The following is a 13,164-nucleotide window of genomic DNA, read 5'->3' as shown; positions in this document are numbered from 1 at the left end:
ATCGTTCAGCGGGTGAGCCGGATGCGCCACCGCACCAGCGCGGCGTAGCCGACCGTGAGGACCGCGAGCATTCCCATATCGAACAGCCAGGCCGCCGGCGTGTGCTCGAAGTGGCTGTCCCGCGGACTCTGCGGACCGGGCGAGACCGTCCACAGGTCGACCGTCGACGCCTGCGCCGCGTACCCCCACCGCGAGGGCACCAGCCAGGACACCTGGTCGAGAAAGATCCGGTGGGTGACGGGCACCATCCCGCCGGAGAGCACCATCTGCATCATCAGGGACACCACCAGCAGCGGCATGATCTGCTCGTTGGACCGCGCCAGCGCCGAGAGCAGCAGACCGAGCATCGCCGCGGCCACGCACGTCGCCGCGACCGCGACGAACAGCTCGACGGTGGCGTCCCCGAGCAGCACCGCTGGCCGCGTCGGCGGGCCCTTGCCCAGCACCACGATGGCGGTGGCGATGGCCGCCTGGACGACGGCGAACGCGCTGAACACCGCGACCTTGGCCAGCAGGTAGGCCGTGCTCGACAGGCCGACCGCCTGTTCCCGCCGGAAGATCGGCCGTTCCCCGATGAGGTCGCGGATGGTCAGCGCGGTTCCCATGAACGCGGCGGCCATGGTGAGCAAGGTGAGGATCATCCCGGCCTCGCCCGCCGACTCGCCGGCCGGATCGGCATAGCCGAAGCCGGCGCTGCCGGGGACGGTCAGCGACAGCGCACCCATGACGAACGGCAGCACCGCCAGGAACACGAAATAGGCGCGGTCGGAAACGACCAGCCGTACCTGACGGCGGGCGATCGTGGAGAACTGGTGGCGCTTGCTGGTATGCGGCGGCGCGCCCAGCTCGGCCGGCGCCTCGGTCAGCCTCGGCGGCGGGGGCTTGTTCTGGGCCAGAAAGCGGCGATTGGCCTCGTCCGGGTCGGCGCCCACCTTGGCGAAGATGTGCGCCCAGTTGGTGGTGCCCATGGCCGCGCCGATCTGGCCGGGCGGGCCCAGAAACGCCGTCTTGCCGCCCGGCGCCATCAGCAGCACCTGGTCGCAGACGTCGAGGTAGGTCAGCGAGTGCGTCACGACTAGCACGACGCGGCCGGCGTCGGCGAGTTGCCGCAGCATCGTCATGACCTGCAGGTCCAGCGCGGGGTCCAGGCCCGACGTCGGTTCGTCGAGGATCAGCAGCGACGGCCCGGTGAGCAACTCCAGCGCCACCGACGCGCGTTTGCGCTGCCCGCCGGACAGCTGGTCGACCCGGGTGTTCGCGTGCCCGGTCAGGCCGAGCTCGTCGAGAACCTGGGCGACCACCTGGGCGCGGTCGGCCTTGCTGGTGTCCGGCGGCAGGCGCAGCTCGGCGGCGTACCCGAGCGCCTGGCTGACCGTGAGCTGGCGGTGCACGACGTCGTCCTGTGGGACCATCCCGATCCGGGTGCGCAACGAGGCGTACTCGGTGTGGATGTCGTGGCCCTCGAAGGTGACCGAGCCCGAAGTCGGGGTGGCGTACCCGGCGATCAGCCGCGACAGGGTGGTCTTGCCCGCGCCGGACCCGCCGATGAGGGCGGTCAAGGTACCGGGGCGGGCGGTCAGCGAGATCCGGTCCAGCAGCTTCTTCCCGCCGATGCCGAAGTTGACCTCGCGCACCTCGAGGCCGCCGGCGCGGGTCGCCGCCTCCTGGCGGCGGACCAGCATGCCGCCGCGCAACACCAGGTCGACGTTGCCGATCGTGACGACGTCGCCGTCGGACAGCACCGCCGAGCCGACCCTGACACCGTTGACGAAGGTCCCGTTGCTGCTGTTCGCGTCGCGGATCTCGGGGCCGGCCGGCGTCGGGGTCAAGAAGGCGTGGTGGCGCGAGGCCAGCACGTCGTGGACGACGACGTCGTTGCTGAGCGCGCGCCCGATCGAGGCGGTCCGTCCGGTCACCGGTCGGCCGGCGGATTGGGTCCCCGGGGCCGTAAACCGCGTGGTGGGAGACTCCCCGACGTCGCCGCCGCCCGTGCCGGGCTGCGGCCGCGGCACGGCGCGCTGGGGGTCTCGCAGGCGGAACGAGCGTGCCGGCGGCCGGCCCACCTCGAACGTGATCCGCGGGCCGTCGGGCTTGCCGATGTTGATGGTCTGGCCGTCGTGGATGTCGACGACCGGCACCCGGTGGCCGTCGAGATAAAACCCGTTGAGCGTGTTGTTGTCGACCGCCAGCCACCGGCCGTGATCGAAGCGCAGCAGCACGTGCGCGCGGGCGACCAGCGGGTGCGCCACCCGCAAATCGGCACGCAGGTCGCTCCCGACGACCACGTCGCGGCCGGCGGCGAAGCTGCCTTCGGAGCGCTCGGATCGAGCCGTCAGCACGGGCTGGGCAGATCGGGTCATCGCTTCCAGATTAGAGGTCCCCGCCTGAGAGCGGCCTCAGCGTTTCAGCCGGATGTGCCAGCGCACGATGCCGGTGTAACCGATCGAGAGCAGGGTGAGCATGGCCATGTCGAAGACGAAGATGTGTTTCGAGTGCTGCCAGATCGGGTCGTTGGTCGGGATCTGCTTGACCTTCACCAGCGACGGGAAGTCGATCGAGGACGCGCCCGCGGCGTACCCCCAGCGCGCGGGCGTCAGCCACGCCATCTGTTCGAGACCGATGCGCTGGTAGACCGGGATCATCCCGCTGGAGAACACCAGCTGCGACATGATCGACACCACCAGCAGCGGCATGATCTGTTCGTTGGACTGCGCCAGCGCCGACAACAGCAGGCCGAGCATCGCCGACGCCACACAGGTGCCCGCCACGGTGACGAAAAGCGAGAAGGTGGAGTTGCCGAAGAACTGGGGGTGTGCCGTCGGCGCGCCCTTGCCCAGCCGCACGATGATGGTCGCGATCGCGGCCTGGCCGGTCGCGAAGACGCAGAACACGGCGATCTTGGCCAGCAGATAGGCGGTGGTGGACAGCCCGACGGCCTGCTCCCGCCGGAAGATCGCGCGCTCGCCGATGAGATCTCGGATGGTCAGCGCGGTGCCCATGAAGACCGCACCGATGTTCAGCAGCACCATGATGTACTGCGGCTGCGTGGGCGCGGGGCCCATCGGATCGGCCGGCCCGAGGCCGGGGTGCGGGCCCTTCACCGTCAGCGACAGCGCGCCGATGAGGAACGGCAGGATCGCCAGGAAGATCGTGTAGCCGCGGTCGGACACGACGAGGCGGACCTGGCGGCGGGCGATCGTGGACAGTTGCCGCCACAGGTTGGTCTGGGGTGGTTCGCCCAGATCCGCCGGGCTCTCCGGACTCGGTGGCTGCTCCGAGCGCTGATTGCGTTCCTTGAAGCGGCGGTTGGCCTCGTCCGGGTCGGCGCCCACCTTGGCGAAGATGTCGGCCCAGTTACGGGTGCCCATGGCGGCCTCGACCTGGTCGGGCGGCCCGCAGAACGCGGTCTTACCGCCGGGCGCGACCAGCAGGATCTGATCGCACACGTCCAGGTAGGACACCGAGTGGGTCACCACCAGCACCACGCGGCCCGCGTCGGCGAGCTGGCGCAGCATCAGCATGACCTGACGGTCCAGCGCCGGGTCCAGGCCGGACGTCGGCTCGTCGAGAAGCAGCAGCGACGGCTGGGTGAGCAGCTCGAGCGCGACCGAGGCGCGCTTGCGCTGGCCACCCGAGAGCTTGTCGACCCGCGTCTCGGCGTGCTGGGTCATGTCGAGTTCCTCGAGCACCTGCGCGACGACGCGGGCCCGTTCCTCTTTGCTGGTGTCGGGGGGCAGGCGCAGCTCGGCGGCGTAGTTGAGGGCCTGGTTGACCGTGAGCTGGCGGTGCACCACGTCGTCCTGCGGGACCATCCCGATCCTGCTGCGCATGGACGCGTACTCGGTGTGGATGTTGTGGCCCTCGAAGGTCACCGTGCCCGACGTGGGGCTGGTGTAGCCGACGATCAGCCGCGAGAGCGTGGTCTTCCCGGCGCCCGAACCACCGATGATGGCCGTAAGCGTCCCGGGGCGGGCCGTCACCGAGATGTGGTCGAGCAGCTGCTTGCCGTGGTCGACGGTGTAGCAGACGGAGTTGACCTCCAGGCCGCCGGTCCGCGTCGCCGCCTCGGTGCGCCGGACCAGGCTGTCGCCGGTGAACACCAGGTCGACGTTGCCGATGGTGACCACGTCGCCCTCGGTCAGCACCGCCGAGCCGACGCGGACGCCGTTGACGAAGGTGCCGTTCACGCTGTGCGCGTCGCGGATCTCGGTGCCCAGCGGCGTCTGGAGCAAGAACGCGTGATGGCGCGAGGCGAGCACGTCCTGGATGACGATGTCGTTGTCGGTGGCCCGGCCGATGGTTTGCGACCCGGCCGGCTGCTGGATCGCCCCGGACCGCGACGGCATCAGCGCCTGGAACATCTTGGTCGCCAGGTTCGCCACCTCGGGCGGCTTGGCGCTGGTGGGCGCCGCCCGGGTGTGCGGGGCCGCCGCGGGTATGTGCTGCACCGGCGGGGGGCTGTGCACCGCCGCATTGTGCGGCGGGGGTGGCGCGGCGGGCGGGTAGGCGGGCGGTCGCCCACCACCGCCGCCGTACATGGTGTGCCCCGCCGGGCCGGGCCGGTGCACGGGCGCGGGCTGCGGTCGCCGCGGCGGCGCCGCCCAGTTGGGCGTGCGCCCGGCCGGGGGTGGCGGCGGGCCGGGTGGAGCGGCGACGGGCGGACCCGGTTGCGCCGACCAGGCCGCCGCCTGTGGCGGGGCCGCCACCGGGATGTTCATCGATTCGGTCTTGGGGGGCCGCCCGGCCATGCCCTGGTGCCGGCCGACGTCGAACGTCAGCAGCGGCCCGTCCGGGTTTCCGATGTTGAGCGTTTGCCCGTCGTGGATCTCGACGACCGGCACCCGTCGGCCGTTGACGAAAGTTCCGTTGAGCGAACCGTTGTCGATGGCCAGCCACTTGCCCTGGTCGAAACGCAGCAACAGGTGGGCGCGCGAGATCAGGGGGTGCGTGATGCGCATGTCGGCCCGCAGATCGCGCCCGACGACCACGTCGTGGCCCGCTGCGAAGGTACGTTCAGATCCTTCGTGATGGACGGTTAGCGCTGGCGGGGCTGGTGCGGACATCGCCACAACTGTAGCTTGCGGCCCTGTGGATCAGCCTGGAGCGCCTACGGCGTCCGGCGCGCCGGTGACGACGCAGTGGGTCCGGCTGTAGATCGTCGGCATGCACTGATTGCAGTGCGTGCACGCGGAGTGCACCCGATGCTGGGCGTCCTCGGCGGCGATCCGGTTGATCAGATCCGGTTCGGCCAGCAGCGCGCGCGCCATCGCGACGAATTCGAATCCCTCCGCCATCGCCAGGTCCATCGTCTCCCGGTTGGTGATGCCGCCGAGCAGGATCAACGGCATCTTCAACTCGGCACGGAACAGCTTGGCGTCGCGCAATAGATAGGCCTCGCGGTAGGGGTACTCGCGCAAAAACTTCTTGCCCGTCATACGCATGCCCCAGCGCAGCGGCGGCTTGAACGCGCCGGCGAACTGCTTGAGCGGCGCGTCGCCGCGGAACAGGTACATCGGGTTGACCAGCGAGCTGCCCGCGGTCAATTCGATCGCGTCCAGCCCGCCGTCTTCCTCCAGCCACTTGGCGGTCCTCAGCGATTCCTCCGTGCTGATGCCACCGCGAACGCCGTCGGCCATGTTCAGCTTGGCGGTCACCGCGATCGGTGTGCCTTCCTTTTCGACCGCGCGCCGGACGGCCATCACCATGCCGCGGGCGACCTTCGCCCGGTTCTGCAGCGATCCGCCGAACTCGTCGTCGCGGCGATTGATCAGCGGGGACAAAAACGAACTCGCCAAGTAGTTGTGGCCCAAATGGATTTCGACGGCGTCGAAGCCGGCTTCGATGGCCAGCCGCGCGGCGTTGGCGTGCCCGGCGATGACCTCGTCGATGTCCTCGCGGGTTGCCTTCTTGGCGAACCGCATTCCGATCGGGTTGAAGAACCGCACCGGCGCCAGCGCCTTGGCTTTGTTCGACTTAGCGTTGGCCACCGGGCCGGCGTGGCCGATCTGCGCGCTGACCGCCGCGCCCTCGGCGTGGATCGCGTCGGTGAGCCGGCGGAACCCCGGCACCGCCTCCGGCCGCATCCAGATCCCGTTGCCCTCGGTGCGCCCGCCGGGGGAGACGGCGCAGTAGGCGACGGTCGTCATGCCGACCCCGCCGGCGGCCGGCAGCCGGTGGTATTCGATGAGGTCGTCGGTCACCAGCGCGTCCGGCGTGCGCGCCTCGAACGTGGCGGACTTGATAGTGCGGTTACGCAGCGTGATCGGACCGAGCTTCGCGGGGCTGAAGACGTCCGGAGGGGTAGACATACCGGGAGCCTAATGGCGATCGCAAGCGCGGCGAAGCCGGGCGCGGCGGGTCGCCATCATCGATCTAATGGCGATCGCAAGCGCGGCGAAGCCGGGCGCGGCGGGTCGCCATCATCGATCTAATGGCGATCGCGAGCGCGGCGTAGCCGGGCGCGGCGGGTCGCCATCATCGATATCTGCCAGACTGTCAGCGTGGGAGCAATCACGCTGGACGGCAAGGCCACCCGCGACGAAATCTTCGTCGACCTCAAACAGCGCGTGGCCGCACTCACCGCATCGGGACGCACCCCCGGATTGGGCACCATCCTGGTGGGCGAGGACCCGGGTTCGCAGGCTTACGTGCGGGGCAAGCACGCCGACTGCGCCAAGGTCGGGATCACCTCGATTCGCCGCGACCTGCCCGCCGACATCAGCACCGCCGCGCTCAACGACACCATCGACGAGCTGAACGCGAACCCCGACTGCACCGGTTATATCGTGCAGTTGCCGTTGCCCAAGCACCTGGACGAGAACGCGGCGCTGGAGCGGGTCGACCCGAACAAGGACGCCGACGGGCTGCACCCGACCAACCTGGGCCGGCTGGTGCTCAACAATCCGGCCCCGCTGCCGTGCACGCCGCGCGGCATCGTGCATCTGCTGCGCCGCTACGACGTCGAGATCGCCGGGGCGCACGTGGTCGTCATCGGCCGCGGTGTGACGGTCGGTCGCCCGCTGGGGCTGCTGCTGACCCGCCGTTCCGAGAACGCCACGGTGACGTTGTGCCACACCGGGACTCGCGATCTGCCGGCGTTGACCCGGCAGGCCGACATCATCGTGGCGGCCGTCGGGGTTCCGCACCTGCTGACCGCCGACATGGTGCGTCCCGGCGCCGCGGTGCTCGACGTGGGGGTCAGCCGGACCGACGACGGACTCGTCGGCGATGTGCACCCCGATGTGTGGGACGTCGCCGGCCATGTGTCACCCAACCCCGGCGGTGTGGGCCCGTTGACCCGCGCGTTCCTGCTGACCAACGTCGTCGAGCTGGCCGAGCGGGAATGACCGCGCGGACCGTGCTGCGGGCCCAATGGCCGATTCTGTTGGTGGGCCTGATCTTTGCCACGGCGCTGGCCTTGGTGGGGGCCAACTTCTGGCGCCGCGGTTCGCTGTTGATCGGCATCGGCGTGGGCGTGGCCGCGCTGCTGCGACTGGTGCTGTCCGAGGAGCGGGCCGGTCTACTGGTGGTGCGCGGCAAGGGAATCGACTTCATCACCACCGCGGTGGTCGGCGCGGCGATGGTCTACATCGCGTGGACGATCGACCCGCTGGGCACCGTTTAGAAACTCGGCAGCGCCGGAACCTGTCCGGGCAGCTGCCCGGCCATGCCCGGGATCTGGCCCGTCATTCCGGGGACCTGGCCCGCCATGCCCGGGATTTGGCCCGTCATCCCCGGGATCTGACCTGCCATCCCCGGGATCTGTCCGGGCATTCCCGGAACCTGCGGCATGGCGCCGGACAGGTTGCCGCTGGCGATGTTCGCCATCTCCTGGGGGCAATACGTCTGGATCGCGATCGTGGTGAACATGCTGGCCATCTGTGGGGACATGCCCCGGCCGGAGATGCTGGACGCGGCCGCGGCGAAGCTGCCGCCCGGTTGCGAAAGCATCGGGCAGATCGATTCGCCGACGGCCATCGCGTTTCCGGGTTCGCCGAAGTCGATGCCCGCGTGATTGAGCGCGTCGATGAAGTCGTCGCCGTTGCCCTCCGCTTCGGCCGGCGCCGCGAAGGCCGAGGCCACCGTGAGCAGGCCGGCCACCGCGGCGAGCAGGCGAATCGGGAGGGGCTGATGACGCAAAACCCAGATCCCCCGATGAGTTCGTGCAAGTGCCTTCACGCCAGCCTCCCCGTCCGCATGGAGTGCACCGACGGCACTCGAATCACGCTACGAACTCTGATCTATCACTGTCACGTTTACGAAACGGTGCGGTAAAGGTTCGCACAATAAGCGTTTCGTGAGGTCGGTGCGTTCGCGATGGGGCTTATTGAGCGGGCGGTTCGGGCAGGCGGATCGGTGGCCGCCGCGGCTCCGACGACGGTGCGCCGGGCGCGCACGCCAAGCGGTGCAAAGGTTCTCGATGGGCGACTGGGTCAAGTATCGGCGGGCGCACCGTCGGCCTTCTCGCCATTCCGCGGAGGCCACGTCCCGTGGAGTGGTGTAAGTAGCGCCGCCGATTCGCTTGAGCCTCTGCGGTTTCCACCGCCTGCTGTCATCGCGCCCCAGCCGCCACCGTGAGCTGCGCCTAAAGTCTCTTCTCCGAAGTAGTGTGACTCCCGTCGTGGGGCTTGTCGTAGCGCCGTCAGCGGTGCCATCGCTCGGTGTTTGCTGAAGGCCGCCGATAATCCGGCTGATCCACTCGGTGTAAACCCTCGTGATAGGTATTTTCTGGCCGGCTGAAGTAGGTCCACAACAAGATCGCGCGCGGCGACTTAACCTCGCGACCGTTGTAGAGCACGCTGACTTCCGAGCTGTGCAGCGGAGCGTCCCATGCTGGCTTCCAGTCCGGATCGGTGATGCGCGACTCGATCCAGTCGATGAGTTCCGGTATCTCCACGTCGGTGACTATGCAGGCGGCCGAGGCGAGACTGGTGTCGTCGTCGAGCCCGTACCAGTCGAGAACGAAGTACGTCGGACGGTCGTATTCGCCGCCGACGAGGCGCTCGTCTACCTCCTCGATTCTCATATTGACAGTCCTAACCCGGGTAGCGCCCCCGTGGAGTGGTGCAATTCGAGCGGGCGTTTCGCCTGAGGCTCTGCGAGTTTCCACTATGCCGTGATCGCGGCGGGGACGGCAACGGACTCGTCGTTGGAGTCTTGGGCGGGTTTGAGAAGCGCCAGTGTGGTTTCGGAAGCGCGATGCTCCTCTCGGTAGTGATACTTGGTCGATTCACCACAGAGACTCACGCGATGGCCCCTCCACATTCGGGACCGACACGCCGCTGCGATTTACACCACCTTGCTGGACGCAACCCCCGCGGACGCGTTTTCGAATACGGAAAACGCATACCGAAATCCCTTGTTTCACTGCGGTTTCTGTGGTCACATTGCGCCGTTTTTTGTCGGTGTGTGTCGATAGTTTGGCGGTGTGAGTTCCACTGGTCTGCCCGATGTCGACGCGGTGTTCGACGCGCTCGATGCCGACCTGGACCGCGCCTGCGCGTTGGTGCTCGACGCGTTGAACGTCCAGCAGCAGCTGGCGGTGTTGGAGCGCTGTGAGAGGCTGCGCCGGCGCATCCCGGTCATCGAGCATCCGCTGCTCAATTCGCTTGCCCGCCAAGCCCCCTCGCAGGAACTCGGCGGCGGGCTACCCCACGCTTTGACCGAACGCACCCTGATCAGCCGTCACGAGGCGTCTCGGCGCATCAAGGAAGCCCGCGACCTGGGACCCCGCCACGGACTGACCGGTGAACCCCTGCCGCCGGCCCTGCCCGCCACCGCCGCGGCCCAGCGCGTCGGAGACCTGGGCGCCGGTCAGGTGGCCGTGATCCGCAAGTTCTGCCGCCAGCTGCCCGGCTGGGTCGACGCCGCGGCCCGCGAGTTTGCCGAAGCCCAACTGGCCGGGTTCGGAACCCAGTTCGGCCCCGAACACCTCACCGAGCTGGCCCGCGGAATGTCCAATGTCCTCAATCCTGATGGCATCTTCACCGATGAGGACCGGGCCCGTAGCCGTGGCGTGACCCTGGGCCCCCAGCAAGCCGACGGCATGTCGCAGCTGCGTGGCCTGATCACCCCCGAGCTGCGCGCCACCGTCGAAGCCGTGGAAGCCAAACTCGGCGCCCCGGGGATGTGCAACCCTCTCGACGACACCCCGTGTGTCGACGGGACCCCCAGCCAAGCCGCCATCGACCGGGATACGCGCTCGAAGGCTCAACGCGGTCACGACGCCCTGCTGGCCGCACTGCGCGCGCTGCTGGCCTCCGGGGAGTTGGGTCAGCACAACGGGTTACCCGCCTCCATCATCGTCACCACCACCCTGGCCGAGTTGGAGGCCGCCGCCGGGCGCGGCCTGACCGGCGGGGGCACCATCCTGCCGATGAGTGAGGTGATCCGCCTGGGCCGCCACGCGCACCACTACTTGGCGATCTTCGACAAGGGCAAGGCCCTGGCGTTGTATCACACCAAACGGCTGGCTTCCCCGGGGCAGCGGATCGTGTTGTACGCCAAGGACCGCGGCTGCACCGCCCCAGGCTGCGGGGTTAAGGGCTACTACTGCGAAGTGCATCACGTCACCGACTACGCCACCTCCCATACCACCGACATCGACGACCTCACCTTCGCCTGCGGCCCACACCACCGCCTGCTCCAACCCCGCGGCTGGACCACCCGCAAGAACGCCAAAGGCGAGACCGAATGGAAACCACCACCGCACCTCGAGCGCAATCGGCCATGCACCAACACCTTTCACCATCCGGAGAAACTGCTGCGTGACGAGGACGATGACGGGTGGTAACCGGGCTGGGGTACTTCAACGACGGCGATCAGGCTTCCGAGAAGTCGGGCACTGTGATCGCGCCGTCCTCGGCTAGCGCGAACCCAGGGTTGTGGGCGATTTCCCACGCGTGACCATCGGGATCGCGGAACGCGCCCGCGTACCCGCCGTAGAACGTCTCGGCAGCGGCGCGTGTGATGGTGGCTCCGGCATCTGTTGCCGCGGCCAGGATCTCGTCCACCTCGGCGCGCGACCGCACGTTGTGAGCCATGGCGATGCCGCCGAAGCCGTCATCGCCTTGGTCGGCGATGCCGAGATCGGCCGAAAGCTTCTCTCGCGCCCACAGACTCACGGCGAGGCCGCCGGCCTGAAAGAAGACCGTTTCCTGCACCACTTGACCGTGCCAGCCGAGGCGCGCATAGAAGCGGCGGGCGCGATGCAGGTCGGCGACGCCCAGGGTGATGAGACTCAGTCGCTGCTCCATGCGACGAGACACTACGCAAGCGCTCAGCCGGCCAGCGTCGCCCGGGTGCACATGGTGACATAGGGCAGCGCCAGGCCGGTCGCATTCGCCAGCGCCGGATGGGTGGCCAGCAACTCGCGCACCTCGTCGAGCGTCCTGGAGCGAACCTCAGTCGGCGACGTGATGCAGTAACTGCGCGACGCGACGAGGTCGATCAACGCTTGCGGCGTAAGGTAACTCGTCCACTCGACCTGATGCTGCGCGAGGTCGGTAAACGGCTCGGGCAGCTGCACCTGGGTGCGGCCGCCGTCGCCGTCACTGCCGATGATCCGGCCCAGCTCGCGCACCCAGCCCAGCCGTTCGTCGCGGGTGTTCCACACCAGGCCCAGCCGCCCGCCCGGCCGCAGCACGCGGGCCACCTCGGGTATCGCGCGCTCGGGGTCCACCCAATGCCAGGCCTGGGCCACCAGCACCACGTCAACGCTGTTGTCTTCCAACGGAATCTCTTCCGCCGTGCCCAGCAGCGCGCGGGTCTCGGGTAGCGAGGTCCGCAACACTTCCAGCATGCCCGGGATCGGGTCGACGGCCACCACGTCCAGGCCGCGCTCCACCAGCCGGGTCGTCAGCTTGCCGGTGCCCGCACCCAGATCGAGCACCTGGCGCGCGCCGACCGGCAACAGCCAGTCGATCGCCTCCGGGGGATAGGAGGGGCGGCCACGCTCATAGGCCGCGGCCGCCGAGCCGAATGACAAAGAACGGTCCTGCCGCGAGCGGGTCACCGTTGCGACGTGCCTTCCCTGCTGTCCGCGTCGGCCAACACCAGTGTCTTGCGGATCAATTCGCCGACCGCATCGACTTCCACCAGGAAGCCGTCGTGCCCGCAATCGGAGTCGACCACCTGCAGGCCGGTGCAGCCCGGCAGGTGCTCCGCCAGCTCCTCCTGCAGGCGCAGCGGGTACAGCCGGTCGGACGCGATGCCGCCCACCACCACCGGGACCGGGCACCCACCCAGCGCCTGGGCCACCCCGCCGCGCCCCCGGCCGACGTCGTGACTGTTCAGCGCCTCGGTCAACACCACGTAGCTGCCCGCGTCGAAGCGCTCGAGCAGCTTGTCGCCTTGGTACTCCAGGTAGCTCTGCACCGCGTAGCGGCCGCCGTCGGCCGGATCCTCGTCGCCCTGCCCGTCATTGGCGAACCGGGTGTCGAGGTCCACCTCACCGCGGTAGGTCAGATGCGCGAAGCGCCGCGCGATCGCCAGTCCGGTGTCGGGCGCCAGCCCGGTGTCGTGATAGTCGCCACCCTGCCAGTTCGGGTCGGCCTTGATGGCAGCGATCTGCGTGGACTGGGTGCCGATCTGGTCGGCGGTGGCGCGCGCGCCCACGGCCAGCAGCAGCCCGGCCCGGACCCGGTTTGGGTGGCCGACCATCCACTCCAAAGCCCTTGCGCCGCCCATGGATCCACCGACCACCGCGGCGACCTCGTCGATCCCCAGCGCGGCCAGCGCGGCGATGTCGGCCTGCACCTGGTCGCGGATCGAAATCCGCGGGAACCTTGAGCCCCAGGGCTTTCCGTCCCGCCGCCGCGAGCTGGGCCCGGTGGAGCCGCGGCAACCGCCGAGCACGTTGGTGGCCACCGCGCACCAGCGGTCGGTGTCGATCGGCGCGCCCGGGCCGACCATGCCGTCCCACCAGCCGCCGGTGGGATGTCCGGGCCCGGCCGGCCCGGTGATATGCGAGTCACCGGTCAGGGCGTGCAGCACCACCATCACGTTGTCGCGTGTCGGCGACAACTCGCCCCAGCGCTGGATGGCGATGTGCACGTCGTCGATGACCGCGCCGCTCTCGGTGGTCAGCGCGCCGATATGGACGAAGCCGATTTCGCCTTCGTCAGGCAGCGTTTGGGTGGGCACGTCGGAGATCGTCATGGGCAG

Annotated in this window: 11 protein-coding genes; 3 read left to right on the top strand and 8 right to left on the bottom strand. The window is 69.0% G+C overall.

Features of this window, described 5'->3' with window-relative positions; all coding sequences use genetic code 11:
- Nucleotides 1–5: 5 nt before the first annotated feature.
- From AC0KTM_RS20095 to AC0KTM_RS20085, 3 genes are read right to left on the bottom strand one after another with little or no spacing between them, the layout of a single operon-like run.
- Nucleotides 6–2,360: an ATP-binding cassette domain-containing protein gene (locus AC0KTM_RS20095; protein ID WP_472416486.1), complete on the bottom strand. Its 2,355-nt coding sequence runs from the start codon at nucleotides 2,358–2,360 to the stop codon at nucleotides 6–8.
- Between the two features lie 36 nt (nucleotides 2,361–2,396).
- Nucleotides 2,397–5,063, bottom strand: coding sequence for an FHA domain-containing protein (locus AC0KTM_RS20090; RefSeq protein ID WP_238956765.1), 2,667 nt, complete (start codon nucleotides 5,061–5,063; stop codon nucleotides 2,397–2,399).
- 30 nt (nucleotides 5,064–5,093) lie between these two features.
- Complete coding sequence (locus AC0KTM_RS20085; protein ID WP_225329300.1) at nucleotides 5,094–6,308, bottom strand: NADH:flavin oxidoreductase; 1,215 nt, start codon at nucleotides 6,306–6,308, stop codon at nucleotides 5,094–5,096.
- A 192-nt stretch (nucleotides 6,309–6,500) separates the two neighbouring features.
- On the opposite strand from AC0KTM_RS20085, the gene AC0KTM_RS20080 reads away from it, so the two are divergent.
- Both AC0KTM_RS20080 and AC0KTM_RS20075 read left to right on the top strand, forming a co-directional pair.
- A complete protein-coding gene (locus tag AC0KTM_RS20080) occupies nucleotides 6,501–7,346 on the top strand; it encodes a bifunctional methylenetetrahydrofolate dehydrogenase/methenyltetrahydrofolate cyclohydrolase (protein ID WP_225329301.1) in 846 nt (281 codons plus the stop codon).
- The gene (locus tag AC0KTM_RS20075; RefSeq protein ID WP_225329302.1) at nucleotides 7,343–7,624 is read left to right on the top strand and encodes a DUF3017 domain-containing protein; all 282 of its coding nucleotides are present in this window, start codon (nucleotides 7,343–7,345) and stop codon (nucleotides 7,622–7,624) included. Before AC0KTM_RS20080 ends, AC0KTM_RS20075 begins: the two co-directional genes overlap by 4 nt.
- Here the strand turns inward: AC0KTM_RS20075 and AC0KTM_RS20070 are convergent.
- Nucleotides 7,621–8,178 carry a DUF732 domain-containing protein gene (locus AC0KTM_RS20070; protein ID WP_238956764.1) on the bottom strand — a complete coding sequence of 186 codons (558 nt, stop codon included), beginning with the start codon at nucleotides 8,176–8,178 and terminating at the stop codon, nucleotides 7,621–7,623. The genes AC0KTM_RS20075 and AC0KTM_RS20070 overlap by 4 nt on opposite strands.
- A 463-nt stretch (nucleotides 8,179–8,641) precedes the next feature.
- Nucleotides 8,642–9,025 carry a hypothetical protein gene (locus AC0KTM_RS20065; protein ID WP_238956763.1) on the bottom strand — a complete coding sequence of 128 codons (384 nt, stop codon included), beginning with the start codon at nucleotides 9,023–9,025 and terminating at the stop codon, nucleotides 8,642–8,644.
- A gap of 402 nt (nucleotides 9,026–9,427) precedes the next feature.
- Here AC0KTM_RS20065 and AC0KTM_RS20060 point away from each other — a divergent pair, with 402 nt between their 5' ends.
- Nucleotides 9,428–10,792, top strand: coding sequence for an HNH endonuclease signature motif containing protein (locus AC0KTM_RS20060; RefSeq protein ID WP_238956762.1), 1,365 nt, complete (start codon nucleotides 9,428–9,430; stop codon nucleotides 10,790–10,792).
- Nucleotides 10,793–10,820: 28 nt separating this feature from the next.
- On the opposite strand, the gene AC0KTM_RS20055 is transcribed toward AC0KTM_RS20060, so the two are convergent.
- From AC0KTM_RS20055 to metX, 3 genes are read right to left on the bottom strand one after another with little or no spacing between them, the layout of a single operon-like run.
- Entirely contained in the window at nucleotides 10,821–11,255 is a 435-nt protein-coding gene (locus AC0KTM_RS20055) for a VOC family protein (protein ID WP_238956761.1), read from the bottom strand.
- Nucleotides 11,256–11,278: 23 nt separating this feature from the next.
- Nucleotides 11,279–12,013, bottom strand: a complete 735-nt coding sequence (locus AC0KTM_RS20050) for a class I SAM-dependent methyltransferase (protein ID WP_238956760.1) — start codon at nucleotides 12,011–12,013, stop codon at nucleotides 11,279–11,281.
- The gene (gene metX, locus AC0KTM_RS20045) at nucleotides 12,010–13,158 is read right to left on the bottom strand and encodes a homoserine O-acetyltransferase MetX (RefSeq protein WP_238956759.1); all 1,149 of its coding nucleotides are present in this window, start codon (nucleotides 13,156–13,158) and stop codon (nucleotides 12,010–12,012) included. The genes AC0KTM_RS20050 and metX overlap by 4 nt, the downstream gene beginning before the upstream one ends.
- Nucleotides 13,159–13,164 lie beyond the last annotated feature (6 nt).

It is taken from the genome of Mycobacterium sp. NTMscope_Eco_3, from assembly GCF_976985685.1.
Note: the sequence above shows the minus strand (reverse complement) of the source record. Positions and strands in the feature narration are given on the sequence as shown.